This is a genomic window from Phycisphaerae bacterium, assembly GCA_012729815.1.
Classification (GTDB): domain Bacteria; phylum Planctomycetota; class Phycisphaerae; order JAAYCJ01; family JAAYCJ01; genus JAAYCJ01.
The window spans coordinates 1-22,356 of record JAAYCJ010000133.1; the positions used below are offsets into that span (position 1 = coordinate 1).

Sequence of the window (22,356 nt, forward strand, 5' to 3'; positions counted from 1 at the left end):
AGCGGTTTGCGGATTTCGATGCGGCTGGTGGTTTTGTGGTTCATCGAGCCGGCGGCGAGTGACCAGTCGATGACGATCGGGCCGAGTTCGGAGAGCGGGAGCGGCGGGTCGGCTTGGAGGTGGAATTGGAAGGTTTTGGGTCCGAAGGGGAGGATTTTGGCTTCGACGGTTTGCGGATCGATCTTGAGTTTCGGGTTCGGCTGGATTTGGGCTTTGAACTCGACGGGGAGGGGCAGGGGGGCTTTGACGCGCAGTGTGGCTTTGGCGGAGGAGAGAGCATCAGCGGTGAGAAAGACGGGAGCGGCGACGACCGGCGGGTCGAGCATCATTTTCATCATCACAGCGGCTTGGCCTTCGGTGCGGACGTTTTCATCGAGGATGCCGTCGAGCTTGAGGTTGGAGAAACGCGGGCCGTCGGGCGTCATGGCGACCCAGGCGATCTGGTCGAACTGGCCGGGGTCCTGATCTTTTTTGGGGGCGTATCCGCCGGTGACGCTGAGGATGAAGTACTTGTTGCCGTCGCGTTCGAATTTCATGTAGTTGTGGAAGTGGCCGGCGAAGATGGTGTGCGGTCGGTCGGCGAGGAGCGGCTTGAGTTTCTCCCAGCCGGATTCCTTCCAGTGGAGTTCCTCGATCCAGAGCGGGTTGTGGAAGAAGAGGAAGGTCCAGCGGACGTCGGGGTTGTCGGCGAGGGCCTGTCGGACATACTCGATCTGATCGTCCGAGAGGTAGCCTTCGCGTCCGCGGGCGGGGTTGAGGGCGAGGAAGAGGCAGTTTTTGTAGACGAAGTGGTAGTAGTCGCGGCCGAAGCGTTTTTGCCACTCGTCGGCCATGTTGCCGTCGAAGTAGTCGTGGCCGCCGGCGACGTAGAAGAAGGGGACATCGAGTTTGGCCACGATGGCTTGGAACTCGTCCCATTCGGCGCGGAGTTGATTTGGATCATGGGTTTCGCCCTCGATGAGGTCGCCGACGCAGATGGCGAAGTCGGGGCGAAGGAGGTTGAGCTTGCGGACGGCGTCCTCGAAAACGCCGGCTCGCGGTTTGTAGGATCGGTCGGCCAGGACGGCGAAGTGGAAGGTGTCGGGGTCGTTGGCGAAGTTCAGGTGGGTCCAGGGGTTGGGGCCGTCCGGCTGGGTGGTCGGGATGTTGGTTTGGCCGCGAGCGGCGGTGGCGGTGAGGGTCAGGCAGGCGAGCAAGGTGAGGGTGCGGGCGAGCGTCATCGAGCGTCCTCCAAGCGGTCCAGCGGATAGCGGCATGTATGGAAGGATAGGCGGAAGCGGCGGCGATGTCAAACGTGCCTCCCGCCGAGGCGCAGAGACGCGGAGAAGACCGCGATTGGGGATGCTGACGGTTCCTGAGTGAGCGGGGCGGTCGAGATACTGTGATCGCGTCCAGGAGATGAGTATAATCGCCGCGGCATCGCCTTGGAGATAACGGATAGCGGTCGTTCGGCAGGAGAAGGCAACCGTGATCTGGAGCCAGGAAGAGATCGAGTCGCTTTCGAAGAGGTATGGGATCAGGCCCGAGTGTCGGCTGCACGATGCGGCTGAGGACTATCATTTTCCGGCGAAGCGATTTCTGGCGGATGGGTACGCGCCGCCGGGCGGGTACGTCAAGGACTTTGGCGTGGTGATGGCGGAAGGGCGGCTGCACCTTTTCCATATTGACGGGCGGCCGGGTGAGATCTGCTATGTGACCGGGAATGAGATTTCGTTCGGGCATGCCAGCACGAGCGACTTTTGCCGCTGGATTCGGCACCCGATGCCACTGGCGGTCGGAGAGCGGTCGTGGGAGAGCGAACACGTCTGGGCGCCGTTCGTGTATCAGCGGGCGGGCGTGTACTACATGTTCTACATGGGCAGCGGACGGGGTCAGACGTTCATGTCGTACGCCACCTCGACCGACCTTGAGCGCTGGGCGCGGTGGAAGGAGGGGCCGATCCAATGCGCGGTCGGGCGGGATCCTTTCGTGTTCGATCGGGGCGATCGGGCGGTTCTGTTCTACACCGCGCACAGCGGCGGTGCGCGGATATCGGCTTGTGCGAGTCGGGATATGGTCTGTTGGGAACCGCTGGCGGATCCGCTTTTCATTCCTCACGGCGAAGCGTCCGGGAACATCGAGTCGTGTTCGATGCATCCGCTGGGCGACCGTTACGTTCTGTGGTTCAATGACTATCGCACGGTTTATACCAGCGTGCCTCCCGGCTATGTGAACTCCGATTTCCGCGCCGCCTATGCCGTTTCGGATGATCCGCTTCGGTTCGAGGCGGAGAGCATTCGCGAGTTTCGGTTTGTCGCTGCGGAGGGCGTGGCGCCGGGTCCGGGGCTGGATAAGCCGACGCCGTTGAGTATTGAGTTGATCGCTGGCCGCGGTTTGCTGTGGTTTGTGGCGTATTTTCGCTGGCAGATCGACCGGGACCGTCTGTTTTTCGGGACGATTGACTGGTCGTGCGATCCCGCTGTGATCAAGGAGATCGACGACGAGGAGGAGCTAAGCTGCGTGTTACGGCGGGTCTTGTAGTCAGCAGGAGGCGTCTGGGCGGCCATCTCTTCTGCTTCTTCCACTCCCGTGGACAGGTCTGTTGCTGAACTTCGGGATGGCGGTCGCCGTTGCCCCGGCCGCCCATTAAGATAACGTAGCTCAAGCCTACCGCTGAAGGCTCGAGCTACGTTGAAGGACCTTTTGTCCAACTGACGTTTGGATCGCTGACGGCGTCCTGATGCATTCGATCCCTTTCCGGGGGGACGCCGATTACCGCCGGTGTATATAAATTAACTTAGCTTTTTCGTGTCCGCATCAGTGCGCCGATCAGGCCGCATGCCAGCAGGGCGAAGCAGGTCGGTTCCGGGACATTGGTGACGCCGACGTCGTCGATGAACGCCCAATCGCCGGCCACGAATTCAAGCGTATGGGAGCCGGCGCTCACGGTGATCGGGTCGCTGGTGTACTGGACCATGGGGCCGCTGGCAGGGGCGACCGTCGCCACGCCGCCGAAGGTCAAGGCAACGCCGTCGAGTTTCACCGTCAACGGACCGCCGTATTCCGGCCTGGCGTATCCCTGAACGTCAAAGGTGAACTGGGTGGTGCCGGCCACGAAGTCGGCGATGGCTTGGCTGACCGTTCCGCCGCCGTAGATCGCGGCGCACTGACCGTCGGCGGGGACTCCCCACAACCCAGTGGCGTTGACACCGAGGATGCCCGCTTCCCCGCCGTTGGCTGTGAACGTCCAGCCGGGAACGTCCGGGAGGGCATACATAACGGTCGAGTCGCCAAGGTAAAGGTCGTCGAAGCCGCCGTTCTCCACCGCGGCTGCGCCCACCGCCGGAAGATGGAGAGCCGCCACCAGGGCCAGGGACAACATGCACACCGCTAGACCTCTTGGCCTTTCCATTACCCACTCCTTCCTTCTGGGGGCTCGGGTACATTTTAGCTCCTTGGCGGCCTGAGCCCAGCCGGCCCCGAAGGAGATTGCACGCCGCGACAGAGAAATCCCGATGAGTTCTTTATCTTCATCTTAGGGTATTTGTGGGATCGGACAATGGCGAATCCGGCAAAAAAAGTATATATTCAGGCAAGCTCGTTTGAAGGAGGACACGATGACGACGTTCATGAACGGGCACGGATGGGCCACGCCGGAGCGGCTCGACGGCATTCGCGTGGTATCCGCGTTTGAGCACAACACGCCCCTTCCGCGGGTGTCGCCCGACTACAATCTGCCCACGTGGTCGCTGTTGTACATTTACGGCGGCGATCTGTGGCATTCCCATACGCCCCGCCAGAGAATCTACCTTCAGACCTCGCGCCAGGCGTTGCTGCATCCGCCGCATGTTGACCGCTATGAGCTTCCTATCAACCGGAATCCGCTGCATGCGGCCTATCTGCTGTTCTACGATTCGGAATGCTCGCAACTGAGGAGGCTGCTCCGGAAGCCGTCGGAATGGGTCGTGTTCGATGATGACGGGGAGAACACTCTGGGTTCGCTGATGAAGGAGTGCGCCGCCATCGGCTATGGCCGCGGCGACCTTGGGTTCTGGGACGCCCAGGCGGTTCTGTGCCGCATCGTGGGGGTGCTGCTGTCTTCGCGGCCGACCGGCGGCAACCACTACAAAGTTAACGTATCCGGCAGTCCGGAGGAAGATCTTGACCTCCCTCTTTCGGAGAGGATCGACGCCTATCTTCACACGCAGATCGATCGCATGATCGCGCTGGAGGACATCGCCAGGGAGCTGGGGATCAGCGTTTCGACGCTGACCCATCGGTATCAGAAGGAGACGGGCGTTCCGGTGATGACCGCGTTCGCCCAGAAGAAGGTTGACCGGATCAAGGAACTGCTCAAGAGGGGGTATCCGGTCAAGCTGATCGCCCGTCAGATGTCTTTTTCCGAAAGCTGCGCGCTAAGCATATTCTTCAAGCGGCATGCGGGATTGTCGCCGCGCGAGTTCCTCAACCGGCAAAGAGGGTCGTGACGACGCCGGGCCGATGTGCGTTCGGGGCTGTGCAGAGGTTTTTTCGGGCATGAGAGCGTCGTTTTATGCGGTGACCAGATATCCGATGCTCCAATGGTCCAGATCGGGCAGCGTGAAGCGGGTGTAGCCGTCACCGGCTTGAGTGCCGGTGAGTTGGATCGGTTTGTGCTCGAGTCGGTGCAGCGTGGCGTGTTTTGTGGGGGTTTTCAGGGTCAGGATGATTTCGGCGGCTGTGTCCATGGAGGCGTTGAGGACGGTGGCGTTGATTCCGCCGTCGGGACGCGGCCGGAGCCAGAGGCCCGCGCGGTGGCAGGAGTCGACCCAGCCGGGAAGTTGGTCGTTGGAGAGCCATCGGAAGAGTTTTTTGATCTGGGCGGCTTTGTGGGCGTAGCCCAGGCCGTGCCAAGGGGCGTAGCCGATGACTGCCACGCGTCCGCCGAGGCGGTTTTCGTATACACCGCTGGAACAGGGTGCCAATTCTTCCTGCATCGGATCGACGAGGCGTCCGATTCGCTGCGCCCCTTCGGCTGGTGCGAGCGAATAGGCGGTCGAACCCCAGAACACCTGGATCACATCGCGGCGGTAGAGATTGCCGAAGTCGTTGAGGGGATGTTCGACCTGCATTTCGGCGGCGTCGGCGGTGAACTCGTCCACTTTGACAAAGCCCGTGAACTCAGCGAACCCGCGTTGATTGATCGCCTCGAGCGCCGGGACGTCCAGGTACAGACCGCCGTGGAGCAGGTCGAGGATTTCGTCGTCGGAAAGGGCTGCGACCTCGCGGGCGCCGATGGCGGCGACCGTGGCGTCTTGCCGACGGAACGCGGGCGGCAGGCCGAGGACATGCAGATCGCCGCAGCGCCAGGGGTGGAATCGCGGATGCGATTCGCCATCCCTGGTCATCCATTCGCCGGTCGCATGGTTGTTGCCCAGAAAGTGGTTCCTGCCGATGCCGTTCCAGATTCCCTTGAGCGACAGACGCTGGTTGTTGGCGACGATCAGGTCGATGAATTTTTCATTTCGCTTCAGTTCGCGGGCCATCGGTTCCCAGGCCGACAGCGGGTCGATCTGTACCGGGCCGGCCGGCTTGTCGAAGAGGCTGTAGGCTGCGCCGGTACAGCCGGAGGCGGCGCAGTATAGCTGCGCCTCGAGCGAGGTGTATCGGCGGCTTTTTGCGAGCGTCGCGAAATAGAAGTTCTCGATTTCGCTTTGGATCGCCGTGATCGATTCGGGCATCAGCGCGACACCGGCGGCGATCGAATTGGCTTTGACGATGATCTCATCCGGGCAGTGGTCGGTGTAGTTCAGGCCGCCGGGACGCCACCAGACTTGGACGCGGTCGGGTCCGGAGAGGGCCGCCGCCTGGGCCGCCGGATCGATTTCCCAATAGCTCATGTGGTCCATCTGGCCGAGGATGATTTTCGGATCGACGGCGTGCACCACCCGCTCGATATAGGTGGAGATATCGACCATCACCGAACGGTTGTGCTCCAGCAGCGCCAGCCGGCGCTGACGCAATTCATCGGGTGAGCCCGTTTGCAGGAAGGTTCTCAGTTCCGGCAGACCGCCTTTGAAGTCGAGGTTTCGACGGATTTGTTCCATGCAATAGGGGCAGAAGCAGCCGAGTTCGTTCTGGCCGAAGTTGTTGAGGCGAAGATCGTCGTCGATCCAGATGAAATCCGGGCCGCATTTGGCCAGGAGGGTGTAGATCGGTTTGATGTATTCTTCCCGCCAGGCTGGATTGCTTGGGCAGGACTTCCAGTCGTGTGCATTGCCCCTCGAACTGACCATCTGGGCGGAACTGAACTGGTAGTGCCCTTCGTTATGCGGGTTGTGGCCGATGGTCACCAGGTTGTTGATTCCCACGCGCGGGGCGAACTTGCGAGTTTTTTCGATCCGTTTGCCCAAAGGTTCCCAGTACCGCTCCAGCCACTCGACCGGAAACGGCGTGCCGATCAGTGGCGTGGAGAAGAAGGCGTATTCTTCCACGAACCGGGATCTGGCGGCGAAATCGCGGAAGGCGGCAAAGCCGGGATCGGTGTCCCAGAAGGCGCTGGGAACGCGCAGCGAAAGGGTCGCATGCTTCAATCGGGTCTTCATGAGATGCCCTTGTCGGCTTGGGGTTTGATGTCAGTTACTTGGGCTGGGTAATGCCGGGCCAATCGTCGGTACGGAACGGCACAGCGGGCAGGCCCTCCTTGTTGTACAGATTCGCATTGGCCGGGTTGGTCGCCCAGGCGTAACGGACGGCGACGGGCTCTTTGACAGTAGCGTGTGAGACGACGACAGTTGTTCCGTCGATTTGGGCGTCGGCCCAGATGAACTTTCGGTCGGCGCCGGCGATGGCGAAACCGGCGAGCTTTTCGTCCTGCGCGGAACGTCCCGCGACGAGTCCTCCGCCGACGTGGTCGAAGGTCAGCCGGATCCTGTCGCCCTCGATCGACTGGCCGGCATAGCGCGGCCCCGAATACACCAACGTCTTGCCGTAGGCCACGTGCAGGGCCGCCAGCGCCAGCCGTTTGCCCACGTCCTGCTTGTTCTTCGGGTGAATATCAGCCGCCTCGCCAATATCGGTCGCCGAGGCGATGCCGGTATTGGGAAGCGACAGGCTCATTACCTGGGCCTCGCGCAGCTCAGCCCAGTCGGATTCTCCGGGCTCCGCGACGGGGCCGGCGAAATTCGCCAGCAGGACGGTCAGGAACGGGAAATCGCCCTGGCCCCAGACCTCTCGCCAGCCGGTGATCATGCCCTTTAAGAGCGTTCGATACTGATAGCCCTGCGATGAATTGGATTCGCCCTGATACCAGGCTGCGCCCTTGATGGCGAATGGGGTCAGTGGGGCTATCATCGCGTTGTAGAGGCAGGTGGGTGCGTTCTGGCTGACCGGGCCACCGGCTATCGGCGGGCCCGAAATCTGGGGCAGTTCCAGTTCCACTTTAAACTTCCAGCCGCCGGCCAGCGGAATCGTTTCATCGGCGGCCTGGGCCAGGGCGATCGCGGGGCCGCCGCCTCCACCGACCATACCTCCGCCGCCGAAGTTGTCGAATGCGCGAACAGCGATGACAGCCGTTCCTGATTTGACAAGCTGGCCCGGCACGGTGTACCTGCGGATATGCGCCCAGTGTCCGGGGGTTTCCGAGCCGGTCGAGCCGACCTCCACGCCGTTGAAGTACGTCTGGTCGAAATCGTCGATCGCGCCCAGGACGAGGATCAGGTCCTTGCCGTTCCACGCGGGTGGTATGGTCACTTGGGTGCGGAACCAGACCGCCCCGTCGATCTGCATGCCTTCGGTGGATTCCCAGGTTGCGGGGATCTGCATGGTTTGCCAGTCGGCATCGTCAAAGGCGACCTCCGCGTAGCCCAGAGGCTGGCCCTTGTTGCCCGGGTCGGGCCATCGGCCGGTGGCGCCGAGTTCTTTCATCGCCTCTTCCCACTTGCGGTTGACTTCGGTCCATTCCGCGATCTGGTCGGGAGCGTCTTTGAGGCTCTGATCAAAGGCCTCGAGGATGGGCATGAGGTCCGGGCTGTAGGCGTAGCCTTCGCGCGGAGTCCAGGGTTGCGCGGGCGTGCCGCCCCACGACGAGTTGATCAGTCCGATGGGAACGTTGAGGGTCTTGTGCAGTTCGCGGCCCATGAAATAGCCCGCGGCTGAGAAACCGCCCGCGGTGGAAGGCGAGCAGACCTGCCATTCTCCCAGGACCTGGGTCTGAGGGGTGGGCGCCACCCGTTTGGCGACGTTGAAGAACCGGATATTCGGGTAATTGGCGGCATCGGCTGTCTCGGCTTGGCTGTCCAGGCAACTGGCGACGACCATTTCCATGTTTGACTGACCGGAACAGAGCCAGACGTCGCCGATCATCACGTTGGTCAACGTCCGCGTCTGTGCTCCGGCGATCCGCAGTTGGTGAGGGCCGCCGGCCGGCATCGGAGGCAGGACAGCGCACCACGTGCCATCCGGCGCCACCTGTGCACGAGCTGTCCTTGAGGCCACGCTGACCACGACCGTACCGTCGGGGTCAGCGGTCCCCCAGACCTTAACCGGCATATCCCGCTGCAGCACCATGTTGTCGGTGAACAGCGAATTGACCGCAACGTTACGCGCCGACCCGGCGGAACAGCCGGCGGCAAGAACGCCAGTGACAAGAACAGCCAGGGATAACGCAACTCGACGCATGGTCATGGTAATGTCCTCACAGAGGTAGGAAACGGTATCTTGACGGTGTTTCTCATTTGGCTCCCGCTCACGACCGGCGTGAGCTTCGTCGATCATTCTATTTGGTCTCCAAACTCTTTCAAGGGCGTTTTCGGCTTCAGCCAGCGGCGGCGGGGAGGCAACTTCGGTTGGTCGGTCGATTTGACCACGATCAAGGCTGGTTTTGGGCGTTCCGGTTTGGAAAGTACTCGCTTTGGTTGTAGAATCATTATTGACGATACTGACAAGAAAGGGATTTGCGATGTGGGACTATACGGAGAAAGTGAAGGATCATTTCCGCAATCCGCGGAACGTCGGGGCGATCGAGGACCCGGACGGGGTGGGCGAGGTCGGCTCGATGGCGTGCGGCGACGCGTTGCGGCTGATGTTCAAGCTGGACGGTCAGGGGCGGATCGCGGACGTCAAGTTCCAGACCTTCGGCTGCGCCAGCGCGATCGCGTCGTCGTCGGCTTTGACGGAGATTGTCAAGGGGATGACGGTGGACGAGGCGGCGAAGGTGAGCAATCAGGACATCGCTGAGTACCTGGGCGGGCTGCCGGAGCAGAAGATGCACTGTTCGGTGATGGGGCGCGAGGCCCTTGAGGCGGCGATCGCCAACTACCGGACGGGGCGCAAGGAGGGCAAGCGGGAGCTGGAGGGGCGGGTGGTCTGCGTGTGTTTCGGCGTGACGGAGCCGGAGATCGAGCGGGTGGTTCGCGAGAACCGGCTGGCCACGGTGGAGGAGGTGACGAACTACTGCAAGGCGGGCGGCGGCTGCGGCGGCTGCAAGAATGAAATCCGCAAGATCATCGCGCGGGTCCGGGGCGAGGCGCCTGCGGAGGAAAAGCCCAAAACGGTCAAGCGGAGCATGACCAACCTCCAGCGGATCAAGCTGATCGAGGAGACGATCGAGCGGGAGATCCGGCCGCTGTTGCGCCAGGACGGCGGCGATATCGAATTGATCGACGTGGACGGCGACCGGGTGCTGGTCTCGCTTCGCGGCCAGTGCGCCCAGTGCCGGGTGGCGGAGTTCACGCTCAGCGACCTGGTGGCCACGCGGCTTCGCGAGTTCGTTTCGGACGATCTGGTGGTCGAGGAGGTAAAGGTCTGATGTCGACGCGAAACGTCTATCTGGACAACAACGCGACCACGCGGGTGGCGCCCGAGGTAATCGGGGCGATGCAGCCGTTTCTGGAGGAGTTGTGGGGCAATCCATCGAGCATCCACACCTTCGGCGGCCAAGTGGCGCGGCACGTCGAGCGGGCGCGGGAGCAGGTGGCTTCGCTGCTGAAGGCCGATCCGTCCGAGATCATCTTCACCAGTTGCGGGACCGAGAGCGACAACATGGCGATCCGCGGGGCGGTCGAGGCGTTCGGCGGCCGTCCGGCGATTGTGACCACGCGCGTCGAGCACCCAGCCGTTCTGGGTCCGTGCCGGTACCTGGAGAGCCGCGGCCACAAGCTGGTGGAACTGGGCGTCGACGGCGACGGGCGGCTGGACCTCGATGAGCTGCGGGCGGCGCTGACGGATCAGACGGCGGTCGTCAGCGTGATGTGGGCCAACAACGAGACGGGCGTGGTGTTCCCGATCGACGAGATCGCCGGGATCGTCAAGCACGCCGGCTGCGTGCTGCATACGGATGCGGTTCAGGTGGCGGGCAAGCTGCCGATCGATTTGCGCAAGACGCCGGTGGACATGCTGAGCCTTTCGGGCCACAAGCTGCACGCGCCGAAGGGGGTGGGCGTGCTGTACGTCCGGAAGGGCACGCGGGTCAATCCGCTGCTGCTGGGCGGGCATCAGGAGCACGGCAAGCGGGCCGGGACGGAGAACGTGCCGTACATCGTGGGGTTGGGCCGGGCGTGCGAACTGGCGGCGGAGGCGATGGATGAGGAGAACGGCCGGGTGCGGGCGCTTCGTGACCGGTTGGAGGCGGGGTTGCTGGCGTCGTGCCGCGACTGCCGGGTCAACGGGGACCGCGAGCACCGGCTGCCGAACACCACGAACATCAGCTTTGAGTATGTCGAGGGCGAGGCGATCCTGCTGCGGCTGGACGATCTGGGCGTGGCGGCCTCGTCGGGTTCGGCGTGCACCAGCGGCTCGCTGGAGCCGTCGCATGTGATGCGGGCGATGGGTGTGCCGTTTACCGCGGCGCACGGCTCTATCCGCTTTAGCCTCAGCCGCTACAACACCGAAGCGGACGTCGATTGGGTGCTGGAGCATCTGCCGCCGATCATCGAGGATTTGCGGCGGATCTCGCCGTTTGTGCCCAAGGCGGCGGTCAAAGGATAGAGGCGGCTAGAGTTCGTCTTCGTGGTTCTGGTGATCGGAGTGGTCGTCGAGTTCGTCGGCGCGGGCGAAGCAGACGGCGGCTTCTTTCTCACGGCCGAGGGATTCGAGGGTCTCGGCTTTGAGCCGCCAGATTTCCACGTCCTGCGGGTCGGCGCGGAGGATGCGGTCGTAGCAGTCGAGGGCTTCGCGGTAGCGGCACAGGGAGCTGAGAATCTCGCCCTTGTTGGCCCAGGCGTCGAGCTGGCGCGGGTCGAGCCGCAGGGCCTCATCGAGCGACTGGACGGCTTCGTCGAGCTGCCCGAGTTCGGCGCAGATCCAGCCTTTGGTCGCCCAGGCCCAGGCGTGGCGCGGGTCCAGACGGAGGGCCCGTTCGGCGGCGTCGAGGGCCTCGTGGAAGCTGCCCATCTCGCCGAGCGTGCGGGCGCGGGTGGCGTAGGCGTAGGCGCTTTTGGGATCGAGCTTCAGCGCCCGATCGAGCACGTCGAGGGCTTCGTCGTATTGGCCGAGGGCGCCCAGGGCGTAGCCTTTGTTCTGGAGCGAGTAGCTGTCCTGCGGATCGAGCTTCAACGCGCGGTCGCAGGCCTCGACGGCTTCCTCATACCGGCCAAGCTCGCAGAGCGACCAGGAGAGCGTTCCCCAGGTCCAGGCGCTGCCGGGCTCAATTTCCAGGGCGCGATCGAGTGCTTCGACGGCGTCTTCGTATTGTCCCAGTTCGCTGAGGGCGTAGCCGCGGGTCTGCAGGGCGTCGAGATGATTCGCGTCGATCCGCAGGGCCTTCTCGCAGCAGCTCAGGGCCTCTTCGAATCGCCCGGCGTCGCACTGGACGCGGCCTTTGGCCGCCCACGGCCAGGCGCTGTGCGGATCGTATTGCAGCGCCTTGTCGCAGCATTCAAGGGCCTGCTCGAAGTATCCCATGTCGTTGAGGGCTTTGGCCTTGGTTCCCCAGATCCATGCGTCCTGAGGTTTGAGCAAGAGCGCCCGATCGACGTACGCCAGCGCCTCTTCCAGATGGCCCATCTCGGAGAGGGCGTGGCCCTTGGCGAGCAGGGCTTCGGTATCCTGCGGGTTGATCTCGACGGCCTTGTCGCAGCAGCGTGAGGCTTCCTCGAAGCAGTCGAGTTCGCACAGGGTGCGGGCGCGGTTGGTCCAGCTCCAGCCGTCCAGCGGATCGATGGCCAGGGCCCTATCGCAACAGTGGATGGCCTCTTCGTACCGGCCGAGATTGGCCAGCACGTAGGACTTGTTCGACCAGATCGACAGGTCGTCGGGGTCGAGTTCGCCGGCCTTGTCGAGGCAGCTCAGGGCCTCGTCGTCACGCCCGATCTGCCCGAGGGCGTAGCCCTTGTTGGTCCACAGCCACGGGTCGCCGCCGTCGTGTTCGAGGGCGCGGCTGAAGCAATCAACCGCCTCTTCGAACCGTCCGAGTTGGTTGAGGCAGTGACCCTTGTTGCCCAGGGCCTCGACGTGATGGGGTTCGAGGGCGATGATCCGATCGGAGCAGGCGATGCTCTCATCAAGCCGGCCGAGGTCCGCCAGCAGGAACATCCGGTCGGTCAGGCTGCGAAGATCGCGCGGACTGCGCTCCAGAGCACGGTCGAGACAGGCGAGGGCCTGCTCCAACCGGCCGCCTCGTTCGTGCAGGCGGGCCCTGGCGTACCAGAATGCCGCACTGATTTTGCTCATGGGTCTCTTCATGGGTTCAAAGGGGCATCCGCTATCTTATATTACGCCAAACATGTTGGTTTCCACAATACTTCCGGAGCTATTTCTGGCGGGCGGGCACCCAGGCGGTGGTTCGGCCGCCGATGGTCTGGTGGATGATCTTCTCACCGCGATGGGTGCGGGCCTCGGCGTTTTTGCCCCAACGGTGATGGAACAGCCATGTTCTGGGGAAGCGTTCGTTGTCGGCATCGAGCTCGACCGCCTTGCGGATAATTGAGCGGAGCTTTGAAAATATTCGAGAAACTTCTTGTGGGGTGAGGCCGGAGGCGATGCGGGCGGGGGCGATTCGGGCCTGGTAGAGCACTTCATCGGCGATCCAGTTGCCGACCCCCGCGATGAACGACTGGTCGAGCAGGACGGCTTTGATCGTGGCGTTGCGACGGGTCAGCATCGCGGCGAAGCGGCTGGGTGACAGGCGATCGGCGAGGGGATCGAAGCCCAGGCGGCTGATCGGCGGCTCGGCGGGCGGGTCGTGCCGCAGGCGGATGCGGCCGAGGCGGCGTTTGTTGACCATCGTCAAGAACAGGCCGTCATCGGTGAGCAGTTCAGCCTTCCAGAATCGCGGGCGGTCGGCTGGGTCGCGGTAGGTCTCGAAATAGCCGGTCATGCCGAAATGGAAGGTGGGCCAGGGGCGGCGATCGAGTTCGATCCACAGGTGCTTGCCTCGCCGGCCGATGGCCAGGACGGTGCGGTCGGTGAGGGCGGAGGCGAAGCGGGCGGGCGGGATGCCGTCAAAGACGATGCGGTCGTCGTCGACGGCGACGCGGACGATGCGCCGGCCGAGCAGGGCCTTTTCGGCTTGGCGACGGGCAAACTCGACTTCCGGGAGTTCAGGCATAGGGCTTGTGGCGATTCTCGGCGCAGAATGATGCTGACGTACCAGGATTGTATCGGATCGGGGAAAGGATAGGAATGCCCGACCAGAAAGGGCTTGACGTAAACCGGTACAGACAGTATACTGCAATACAGATTGGCTGGAATCTGTATTGATGGGCGGTTCGATGACCAAGGCTGAGCGGGTATATCGGGAATTGCGGCAGCGGGTCGAGACGATGGACCGGGGCATGCGTTTCCCTTCGGTCCGGCAGGTGATTCGCGAGTTGGGGGTCAGCCAGGTCACGGTGGATCGGGCGTTGGATCGGTTGAGCGAGGAGGGTCTGATCGTTCGGCGGCCCAAGCGGGGGATCTTCATCGCCGGCGATGATGAGCCGGGACGAGAGGTTTCGACGCGGCGGATCGGCGTCGCCATTCCCGATTATCCTTCACCGGTGTATGAGAGCTACGCCCGGCATATGATGCGTCAGGTGGACGCAGCGGGGCACATGGTCAGGCTTCTGCGGTATTCCTGGCGGGATCGGGTGCCGCGCGGGTTGACTCTGGAACGGCTGGACGGGCTGGTGCTGGTGCCGACGGGAACGCAATTCCATCCTGAAGATATCTACCGGATCAGCCGCATGGGCGTTCCGGTGGTGCTGATGGAGCGGCTGGTGCCGGGCGTGGTGATGGACTGCGTGGGGCCGGACAACGAGGGGGGCGGGGCGTTGGCGGCTTCGCACCTGATCGAGTTGGGCCATCGGCGGTTGGCGGTGCTGGTCTGCGAGCCGCGCGGAGTGACGCTGGAGGCTCGGGTGGCAGGTTTCCGCCGGCAGGTGGAGGCAAGCGGCTTGGCGTCGCCACGGGTGATTGATGGACACGTCGAGCCGGGCGAGTCGGCGGCGCTGAGGGCGTGCCTGGTGCTCAAGGGGGAGATCGAGCGTGAGGGCGTCACGTTTACCGGGCTGTTCGTGGTCAGCGACGGCAGTGCGATCGGGGCACTCAAGGCTTTGCACGACGGCGGGATCGGCATACCGGATCAGGTGAGCGTGGTCGGGTTCGGCGATATTCCGGAGGCGGCGGTGTACCATCCTTCGCTTACGACGATCCGTGAGGACACGGCGGCGATGGCGCATGCGGCGGTCGAGATCATCGAGCGGCGGCTCGACGGCGACCAGACGCCGGCGATTCAGCGGGTGCTGGCGCCGGATCTGGTGGTGCGCGAGTCGACGGGAGCGGTGAGGGATTGCTGATTTCTGATTGTTGATTGCTGATTTGAGGAAGAAGAAGATGAGCGGTCATACGGTTTCTCCAAATCCGAGATTCGGAATCCCAGATTCGAAATCATTTACATTGATCGAACTGTTGGTCGTGGTGGCGATCATCGCGGTTCTGGTCAGCCTGTTGATGCCGGCGCTGAGCGAGGTGCGGTTTGCCGCGAGGGCGATGACGTGTCTGAACAACTACCGGCAGATCGGGCTGGGCTTCAATCACTACGCCGCGGATCATTACGAGTGCCTTCCGCCGTTTGACCAGGGACCGATCAGCGGCGGCGTGACGCGATCGTGGAGCTACGTGTTGGTAGCGGGGGTTTCGGGCGGCTACGTGATGGTCGAGACGCCGAGCGTGTTGGTTTGCCCGATCTGTCACCCGGTGGTGTCGATGGACCAGAATAACCGGCGGGTGCATGACCGGTCGTACGTGTACAATGACTGGCGGTGGATCAGCGGGGCGGACAATTCCAAGCCGCTCAAGCCCGACGATCTGCGGTATCCGGGCAACACGGTGTTGCTGTCGGAGTGGCCGAGCGCCAACGCGGTCGGGCTTCCCTACCCCAACGGTAACCCCAACCGCGGTGTGTGGTGGAACTCGGGTTGGGCCAACGTGCCTTACGTGCCGCCGGCGGCCCCGACGGCCAGACGCTATCTGGTTCCGGCCCATCACGAGCGGGTGGGTGTGCTGTTCGGCGACGGGCACGCCGAGGCGGTCGGTTTTTGGGAGGGCGACCGGTACCAGTACATTCCGTATGACGGCTGGACGCCGTAAGGGTATTGCGGCTTTGGCGGAGGTTTTCAATGCGGCGAGCGGTATTTGTGTTGTCGGCGATGGTGTTGTTTTGTGGCGTTGCGCCGGCTGAGGAAGTGGTGTTGGAGACGGGCCGGTATCGGCTTGGCCTCCAGGAGAACGGCGGCGGGTTGAAGCTGGTCGATCGGACGAGCGGTCGGACGATCGTCGAGGACGGCAACGTCTGGTTCCGGCTTCACGATCAGGACGGTGTTTGTTGCGAGGTCGGCGAACAGGACGGGCCTCGGGTCCGCGTCGAGCGCGACGCCCATTGGATCGCGTTGGAGTGGTTGACACGGTCCGGACAGGTGACCGTCGAGCTTCGGCTTTCTGATGACGACGGTCTGACGATGCGGATGTCGGTGAACCAGACATCCGATCGGCCGATCGTACGGATCGATTTCCCGCTGGCGGTGGTCGTCGACGAGCAGCGGTATCGCGAGCTGATCGCGGGCGATCACATCGGCGTGGCCATCGACATGGAGCGGTGGTTCGGTCGCGGCGGTTCGTTGGGTGACGGCATTCCGTATCCGACGGCCCACGCCGATCTGCTGGTGGCCCAGGGCAAGGACGGCGGGGGGAGTCTGGCGTTCTTCTGTCCGCACGTCGAGCGGCTGCTCGTGCCGTCGCACATCTGGTTCGGCCACGTCGGCGAGCACCGCGGAGCGTTTCGCCACACGTTTCATACTCACATTCCCGCCGACGTGACGTGGCATTCGCCGTCGATCCGGGTGCTGCCGGTTGCCGATGTGTTCGAGGCGTTGGACCGGTATCGGCGCGAGATCGGCCTGGACCGGGCGCCGGATCTGCGGGCCAAACTCGGCGACGCCTTCGACCGGGCGGCCCGGGCGGTGGTGATGAAGTACGAGTGCGACTGGCACGAGAAGAAGGCGATTCGCGAGTTCACCTCGATGGTGGGCCCGCTGCCCTCGCCGCTGATCATCGAGCCGGTCAGTTGGTGGCCGTCGAAGTTTGATGACCACTATCCGGATTACTTCCCGATCAATGCGGAACTGGGGACGGACGATGATTTCCGCAAAATGATCGACGACGCCCACGCGATGGGGCACGTCGTGATGCCGTTTGTCAGCCCCGGCCACTGGAGCCTTGGGGCTCCGACTACCGAGAAGGTCGGCCCGCAGGTCGCATCGCGCGGGCCGGACGGCGAGCCGTACATCTACGACGGCCGGCCGCACTACGGGGTCAATTACTGGGCCACGCCGTGGCATCCGCTGGTGGTCGAGAAGGCGGAGGAGGTTCTGCGGCGGCTGAAGGAGTTCGGCTGCGACGCCGTGTTCGCGGACATCGTTGGCAACTCGCACAAGGCGTGGGATTTCGCGCCGTCGTGTCCGAACCCGCGGGCGCACTTCGGCGGGATGATCCGGCTTGGCGAGGCGATGGCCCGCGTGTTGCCGATGACCACCGAGGGCGGTGACGACCTTCACTCAGCCAACTTCTGGGGCATGTTCCAGTTCTTCCTGAAGGTCAAGTACAAGTTCACCGGGTACCTTCCGTGGAAGTCGGCGGACGGTTACGACGATCGCTGGAAGACGATGGCGACTGAACAACAGATTCGGCTGTTCCCGTACAACAGCGCCCTGGCTTCGGGCCTGGCGATGGTCTATCCGCACAACCTGGGCCCGCCGATCTTCGAGCCGGAGATGCTGGCCGACAGCGTGGCGATGGGCATGGGCCTGTACATCACCTTCAACGACGTCAAGACCGACAAACGCGACTGGCTGGAGTACCTGCACCACGTGCAGCAGGAAGTGGTCCGGCACTACTTCGGCCGGCGGATGACCGGTTTCGAATACGTGATTGACTACGACCGGGTCAGCCGGACCTCGTGGCCGGGCCTGGACCTCTACGTCAACCACGCCGATCAGCCGGTGAACCTGAGCGTCAACGGCCAAACGCACGAGCTGGGTTCTTACGAGATGCTTCGCGTGCTGAACGGCGAAACGGCGGTTATCCCCAATTTCACTCGCTGGTTGGCCCTGCGAGCCGCGACGGCCACCCAGCCGGGCAGGTAACGGCCTCGCGCGGTTGAGCCGGCAAGACGACCATCACCGCGCCTTGCGGGCCCTCGGCAATACTCTCAGGGCAACTGCCAGACCGCCGCTCCGATATTCGAAACGGGCACCGGCAGCGTGCGCTGACGATCCGCGATCAGATCGATGACGGTCTTCGTCTCCAGCCGTTGCACGGTCAGATCGACGGGCTTGCCGGACATGTTGAGAACGGCGACGACCTTCTTGCCATCCATTGTGCCGCAAAGCCAGTGGACACCCGAAGGTTCCTGCCCATCGGCGAGGGCCAGTTCGACCGCCGGCTGCACACCCGCTTCACTCGTGGCGGCGAGGATTTGCCTCGCCCAATCGCGGCCCTGGCTGTCAATCCGCTTCCAGAGCAGCGTCTCCGCCCGCTTCGGATCGACCGGCGTCCAGCCGGGAGTGCAGAATTCCAGGCTCCGCCCCACGCTGATGACCTTGCCGCCGGCTTTCACGAAATCGCCAAGTCCCTCAACGGTCCGCGGTTCGACCACGCGGGCCTCGGGCAGGATCAGCACCTTCACGTCGCCGAACTCGCGGCGGGCGATCTGGTTCTCCGAGAGGAACCGCACGCGCAGCCCGGTGGCGAAGAAGGCCTCCCACGCCGCCCGCCAGAGTGCGTGGTGTTCGTCGTGGTAGTAGAACGAGGCTGGGCTGTAGATGATCGCGACCCGGCGCGGGGCCTCCTGGATCGCCGCCATCGCCGGGGCTGCCCGCATCAGGTCCAGGCCGCACCGCCCGATCGCGGCCATCGCAGCGGGACGGATCGAAAGGTCCCAGTCGGCCATCGGGCCGCAGTTCGGCTCGTAGCACCAGGCGATGCTGACCGTCTGCCCGTGCATCGCCTGGGCGAAGAGGTCCGCGTAGTAACGCTGCGGCTCGATGGCGTTGAAGTTGCCGTCGGGGATGTGGATGTGGTTTTCGGAATTCACCTGCGGGGCCTTGAGGAACGACGGGAACACGTCGTAGGTGATCCGCACGCCGCCGACGTCGTCAAAGCCGCAATAGTTCGTGAAATCGGCGAACATCTCGGGGTCGCAGCCGTCGCCCACGGGCAGGCCCCATCCCATCATGTAGCCGCCGGTGATCTTGGCGTGCACCTTCACGTTGGGAGCCAGGGTGTGGATGATGTCGGCCAGCCGCCGGTGCCAGTCGGCGAAGTAGAGGTTGTTGCACTGGTTGCGGTCGTAGAGCCACGGCCGGTCCTTTTCAGCGTAGTAGCCGGGGCGGATCTTGTCCTGCGGAGGCAGCGGGACCTCGTAGAAGCTCCGGTACTCGGCGCCGCCGTAGGCCCGGTTCAGGTCGTCGATGCTCTTGTAGCGGTGCTGCAGATAGGCGAACCAATGCCGCATGAAGAACTTGTCATTAGGGATGGCCGTATGATGCGGCTCATTGCTCAGGATGATGCTGTGCAGCGAGGGGATGTCACGGATCGCTGGGAGCAGGGCGTGCATGTAGGCCTCGAACACGCTCCAGACGCCGGGATGGTCGGTGTTCCAGGCTCCGCCGGATTCTGCGGGCATGTAGTGGGGCGAGATCAGCAGCGAGACCGCGACGTTGTGCTCGGCGGCTTGGTTGAGCATCTCGACCACGCCCGCGATGGCGCTTGTGCTGACTTGCAGTGTGCCGTCCGGTTGCGGCTCAACGGTGCGAACCGCCTCGCCGCCGTCGCCGGCCCCGTAACTGCCCGGACCCATCTCCGGTCCGATCACATTGCCGCCGCGGTCGGGCCATTGCGGGATCTCGCGGACGATGGTGAAGAAATTCCCGTAGCCGGTGAAGATGACCGGACGGCGCACGATCCGACCCGTGGCTGGGTCCAGGACGTTGCCGATCTGGGCGTAGCCGTCGATCTCGATCGGGCCGGTCCGGTATCGCAGGGCGGGCGGGAAGGCCTTGGGGTCCTTTTCCAGGACGGCCAGGTCTTCGGCGAGGTCTTTCGCCACCTGGGCCAGTTCCGTCGTCATGATCGTTGCCTGGAGCAATTGGTTCTTTTCGACGCGGTCGTGGATGCGCGGGACGAACGATTCGATCAGCGAGAGCCGGACCAGCGGATAGTCGACCCGCGCCCCGGCGCCGGCCAAAGAGTCGAGCTTCTGCCGCCAACCCGCTGCGTTTGCCTCAATTGGGCCCAGTTCGGCCAGGATCTTGTCCTTCTCCCACGCCTTGATCGGCGGCTGAAGGGTCGGGTCGGTCGAGTGGCCCTGGACCACCACCTGGACGTCGTCGATCCAGATCGCCTCGGCTCTGCCCTCCAGGTTGATCATGATCGGAAGCTGCGTCTCGTCCGGGCCGGTGCGGTACCAGCCCATGAGCGGCTGCCAGTCGTATTTGCCGTGAGGCAGCGGATTACGCCACTGCCAACCAGCGCCGCCGCCGTACCAGCAATTGCCGCCGTGATCCACCGCCCGCACCCACAGCGAGACGATGTACTCGGTCATCGGCTCGCACGGGATGGTCTGGTGGAACGTCCCGTAGACCTGCGGTTCGACCGGCTGGTCGGCCGTGAATTTCACGCAGTACTCGCCCGAATGCGGATGGTCGGTCGAAAGCTCCATCGTCGCGTTCGCCTTGGGCGACGAGGAACCCCACGTCCAGCCGTCAGGCACGCCGTTGGTTTCGCCCTGCTCGAATCCGCCGTTGACGACCAGATCAATTCCCTTCTGGGACGGCGCCTCGGCCCTCGCCAGTGTGGAAAACAGGCAGACAAGGCACAGCAGGAAAGCAGCTTTGGCTGGCATGTGGAGGTCCTTGAAGACGGGATTAGTAGTCATTGAAGATCGTGGCCCAGACGCCCGCTTCATCCGGCAGACCGATCGACCACGCCCCGGCTCCGTACTTGCCGCGGTAGTGGTCGACTTGCCAGGTCCGCACGTGGCCGTCGAGGTAGTTCACGTTGCACGCGATCCGGTGGGGGCCGGGCGAGAGGAGCGCCCCAGCCTGGCCGATGTTGCAGGTGAAGATCGGATCGCCCGCGTTGGCTTCGCTCGTGCGGATGACCGAGCCGTGGATCCAGACCGCTGGGTAGTGCATCCAGTTGGGAGGGCCCGGCAGGTTTGGCTCGGACGGATCGAGCAAACAGGGCGACTTATCGCCGTAGGCGTCGCCGGGAAGGGCGCGGATGCCCCGAAGGGTCGTCCGGTCGTCGCAGGTCAGCAGCCCCGCGCTGATCGGCACCGGTCCGTATCCGGTCGCTCCGTCGGCGTAGCCGCTGACGTCCCACCGCGAGCACTGCTCCGGAGCGTCGTTGTAGGGGCCGACTGGCGACTCGCCGTTGGGTCCGTAGATGCGGAACAGCGGCGTGAAGAAGTCGTTGTACATCCCCGAGTAGATCACCTCGCCTTGCCCGATGCTGCGGAAGTTGCCCGCACAGGCGATCAGCCTCGCCCGCTCCCTGGCTGCGGCCAGAGCCGGAAGCAGGATGGCCACCAGCACGGCGATGATCGCCACGACGACGAGAAGCTCGATCAACGTGAAACAGGCCGTGCGGCCCCGCGGACCGTGTTTCAGAGACTTGTCGCGATCGTTCATGCCGATTGTCCTTCGATCACTTCCACCGGGATGCGGATGTGCACCGGTCCGACGGTGCGGTCGACGGTCAGGCGGTGCAGCAGGGATGCGGCGGTGTATCCGATGCGGCGGCTTGGCAGTTCGACCGTGGTCAGCGGGGGAGCGAGGCACCGTCCCATCGGCGTGTCGGCCCCCTCAGCCGCGACGGCCACGTCGATCCCGATCCGCAGCCCGCGCCGTCGGGCCGCCTCGTAGACCGCCCGGCCGATGTAGTCGTTGAGGCACAGCACGCTGATCGGCGGGCGGCTCTCCGCCAGCAGGCGCTGGGCGGTTGCCAAAGACGTCAGCCAGCACTTCTCGGCGTCCCAGAACGTCGGATCGCTGTCGTCGTCGCCGAACTGGTACGTGTGCGAGTCGACCAGTTCGCCGAACCCCGCCTCGGTCATCGCCTGCCGGTGGGCCGCATAGCGCTCCCGCACGTCCTCGTACTTGGGGGCCGAGCCGATGCAGTACACCGGCCGACGGTGCCTCTCGATCAGGTAGTGCGTGAGCAGTTGCGTTGACCCGGCGTCGTCGGCGGTGACCGTACTGAGGTTCAGTTCGCTGAAGCTCCGCAGGGCCACCAGCGGCATGCCTGTCTCCTGCAGCCGTCGGATCGCCTCACCGTAGTCCCCGCGGGCGTACGGGAAGACGATCGCACCCTCGACGCCCAATTTTGGGAGTTGTTCCAGGGTCCGCAGGGCGTCCTCGTGGCCCTTGGTTGAGCGATGGACGTGCAGGTCGATCCGGTGCGCCTTGGCGTATTCCACCGCCCCCTGCTGGATGTGCGTGTTGTGATAGTTGGTTGATCCCGCCCAAACGACGGCCAACGCCAGCTTGCCGCCGACTGCTTCGAAATCCCCGGGCAAACCGTCGCCATCGGCCTCCGTGGCCAGCGGCACCCAGACCCCCCGCTGCGAACGCTTGACCAGGTACCCCGTCTCGATCAGCATGTCCAAAGCCCGCCGCATGGTGGCCCGCGAGACACCGTAGGCCTCAGCCATCTCATTTTCTGCCGGCAACAAGGCCCCGGCCTGGTAGCGAGACTCCCGGATGTCCTCCAGAAGTCGATCGCTCAGCCGCACCGCTTTGCTGTTATACGTATTACCGAGGTTTCCCATATCCTCCAAAAATGCGCATTATAGTCATAATTGTCAACATTAATGTCATATTCTTCGGGCAAGGAACTAGCGGTGGGACAGCCAACGGTAGA

The 22,356-nt window shown here is 63.7% G+C and carries 15 protein-coding genes and 1 pseudogene; 7 read left to right on the plus strand and 9 right to left on the minus strand.

Going from position 1 to position 22,356, the window contains the following annotated elements:
• On the minus strand, window positions 1-1,220 hold a 1,220-nt coding region (locus tag GXY33_08990; GenBank protein ID NLX05266.1), incomplete at its 3' end, for a hypothetical protein.
• 247 nt (window positions 1,221-1,467) lie between these two features.
• On the opposite strand from GXY33_08990, the gene GXY33_08995 reads away from it, so the two are divergent.
• On the plus strand, window positions 1,468-2,520 hold the full coding sequence (locus tag GXY33_08995) for a hypothetical protein (GenBank protein NLX05267.1): 1,053 nt from the start codon (window positions 1,468-1,470) through the stop codon (window positions 2,518-2,520).
• 256 nt (window positions 2,521-2,776) lie between these two features.
• Here the strand turns inward: GXY33_08995 and GXY33_09000 are convergent, their stop codons facing one another.
• On the minus strand, window positions 2,777-3,391 hold the full coding sequence (locus GXY33_09000; GenBank protein ID NLX05268.1) for a hypothetical protein: 615 nt from the start codon (window positions 3,389-3,391) through the stop codon (window positions 2,777-2,779).
• 205 nt (window positions 3,392-3,596) lie between these two features.
• Here GXY33_09000 and GXY33_09005 point away from each other — a divergent pair, with 205 nt between their 5' ends.
• Entirely contained in the window at window positions 3,597-4,466 is an 870-nt protein-coding gene (locus GXY33_09005; protein NLX05269.1) for a helix-turn-helix domain-containing protein, read from the plus strand.
• 63 nt (window positions 4,467-4,529) lie between these two features.
• Here GXY33_09005 and GXY33_09010 read toward each other — a convergent pair whose 3' ends face one another.
• A complete protein-coding gene (locus tag GXY33_09010) occupies window positions 4,530-6,563 on the minus strand; it encodes a hypothetical protein (protein NLX05270.1) in 2,034 nt (677 codons plus the stop codon).
• 34 nt (window positions 6,564-6,597) lie between these two features.
• Window positions 6,598-8,097, minus strand: a complete 1,500-nt coding sequence (locus GXY33_09015) for a 9-O-acetylesterase (GenBank protein NLX05271.1) — start codon at window positions 8,095-8,097, stop codon at window positions 6,598-6,600.
• A gap of 820 nt (window positions 8,098-8,917) precedes the next feature.
• Here GXY33_09015 and nifU point away from each other — a divergent pair.
• Complete coding sequence (nifU, locus tag GXY33_09020; protein ID NLX05272.1) at window positions 8,918-9,766, plus strand: Fe-S cluster assembly protein NifU; 849 nt, start codon at window positions 8,918-8,920, stop codon at window positions 9,764-9,766.
• Entirely contained in the window at window positions 9,766-10,944 is a 1,179-nt protein-coding gene (nifS, locus tag GXY33_09025; GenBank protein NLX05273.1) for a cysteine desulfurase NifS, read from the plus strand. The genes nifU and nifS overlap by 1 nt, the downstream gene beginning before the upstream one ends.
• Before the next feature lie 6 nt (window positions 10,945-10,950).
• Here nifS and GXY33_09030 read toward each other — a convergent pair whose 3' ends face one another.
• The gene (locus tag GXY33_09030; GenBank protein ID NLX05274.1) at window positions 10,951-12,627 is read right to left on the minus strand and encodes a tetratricopeptide repeat protein; all 1,677 of its coding nucleotides are present in this window, start codon (window positions 12,625-12,627) and stop codon (window positions 10,951-10,953) included.
• Window positions 12,628-12,706: 79 nt separating this feature from the next.
• On the minus strand, window positions 12,707-13,504 hold the full coding sequence (locus tag GXY33_09035) for a hypothetical protein (protein NLX05275.1): 798 nt from the start codon (window positions 13,502-13,504) through the stop codon (window positions 12,707-12,709).
• 151 nt (window positions 13,505-13,655) lie between these two features.
• Here GXY33_09035 and GXY33_09040 point away from each other — a divergent pair, with 151 nt between their 5' ends.
• The 3 genes from GXY33_09040 (at window position 13,656) to GXY33_09050 (ending at window position 17,576) form a co-directional block, all read left to right on the plus strand.
• Window positions 13,656-14,732 carry a LacI family transcriptional regulator gene (locus GXY33_09040; protein NLX05276.1) on the plus strand — a complete coding sequence of 359 codons (1,077 nt, stop codon included), beginning with the start codon at window positions 13,656-13,658 and terminating at the stop codon, window positions 14,730-14,732.
• A 100-nt stretch (window positions 14,733-14,832) separates the two neighbouring features.
• Complete coding sequence (locus GXY33_09045) at window positions 14,833-15,525, plus strand: DUF1559 domain-containing protein (GenBank protein ID NLX05277.1); 693 nt, start codon at window positions 14,833-14,835, stop codon at window positions 15,523-15,525.
• A 29-nt stretch (window positions 15,526-15,554) separates the two neighbouring features.
• Window positions 15,555-17,576, plus strand: a complete 2,022-nt coding sequence (locus GXY33_09050; protein ID NLX05278.1) for a hypothetical protein — start codon at window positions 15,555-15,557, stop codon at window positions 17,574-17,576.
• A 65-nt stretch (window positions 17,577-17,641) separates the two neighbouring features.
• On the opposite strand, the gene GXY33_09055 is transcribed toward GXY33_09050, so the two are convergent.
• From GXY33_09055 to GXY33_09065, 3 genes and pseudogenes are all read right to left on the minus strand, one after another.
• Complete coding sequence (locus tag GXY33_09055) at window positions 17,642-20,335, minus strand: hypothetical protein (GenBank protein ID NLX05279.1); 2,694 nt, start codon at window positions 20,333-20,335, stop codon at window positions 17,642-17,644.
• Window positions 20,336-20,975: 640 nt separating this feature from the next.
• Window positions 20,976-21,125 (minus strand): annotated as a pseudogene (locus GXY33_09060) (prepilin-type N-terminal cleavage/methylation domain-containing protein).
• Entirely contained in the window at window positions 21,122-22,264 is a 1,143-nt protein-coding gene (locus tag GXY33_09065; protein NLX05280.1) for a substrate-binding domain-containing protein, read from the minus strand. The pseudogene GXY33_09060 and the gene GXY33_09065 overlap by 4 nt, the downstream one beginning before the upstream one ends.
• Window positions 22,265-22,356: the final 92 nt, after the last annotated feature.

Excerpts from the sequence above, each read along its gene's own strand:
- GXY33_09000 (NLX05268.1), bottom strand. The coding sequence starts at position 3,391 with ATGGAAAGGCCAAGAGGTCTAGCGGTGTGCATGTTGTCCCTGGCCCTG.
- GXY33_09005 (NLX05269.1), top strand. The coding sequence starts at position 3,597 with ATGACGACGTTCATGAACGGGCACGGATGGGCCACGCCGGAGCGGCTC.
- GXY33_09010 (NLX05270.1), bottom strand. The coding sequence starts at position 6,563 with ATGAAGACCCGATTGAAGCATGCGACCCTTTCGCTGCGCGTTCCCAGC.
- GXY33_09015 (NLX05271.1), bottom strand. The coding sequence starts at position 8,097 with ATGGGCCGCGAACTGCACAAGACCCTCAACGTTCCCATCGGACTGATC.
- nifU (NLX05272.1), top strand. The coding sequence starts at position 8,918 with ATGTGGGACTATACGGAGAAAGTGAAGGATCATTTCCGCAATCCGCGG.
- nifS (NLX05273.1), top strand. The coding sequence starts at position 9,766 with ATGTCGACGCGAAACGTCTATCTGGACAACAACGCGACCACGCGGGTG.
- GXY33_09030 (NLX05274.1), bottom strand. The coding sequence starts at position 12,627 with ATGAGCAAAATCAGTGCGGCATTCTGGTACGCCAGGGCCCGCCTGCAC.
- GXY33_09035 (NLX05275.1), bottom strand. The coding sequence starts at position 13,504 with ATGCCTGAACTCCCGGAAGTCGAGTTTGCCCGTCGCCAAGCCGAAAAG.
- GXY33_09040 (NLX05276.1), top strand. The coding sequence starts at position 13,656 with ATGGGCGGTTCGATGACCAAGGCTGAGCGGGTATATCGGGAATTGCGG.
- GXY33_09050 (NLX05278.1), top strand. The coding sequence starts at position 15,555 with ATGCGGCGAGCGGTATTTGTGTTGTCGGCGATGGTGTTGTTTTGTGGC.
- GXY33_09055 (NLX05279.1), bottom strand. The coding sequence starts at position 20,335 with ATGCCAGCCAAAGCTGCTTTCCTGCTGTGCCTTGTCTGCCTGTTTTCC.
- GXY33_09065 (NLX05280.1), bottom strand. The coding sequence starts at position 22,264 with ATGGGAAACCTCGGTAATACGTATAACAGCAAAGCGGTGCGGCTGAGC.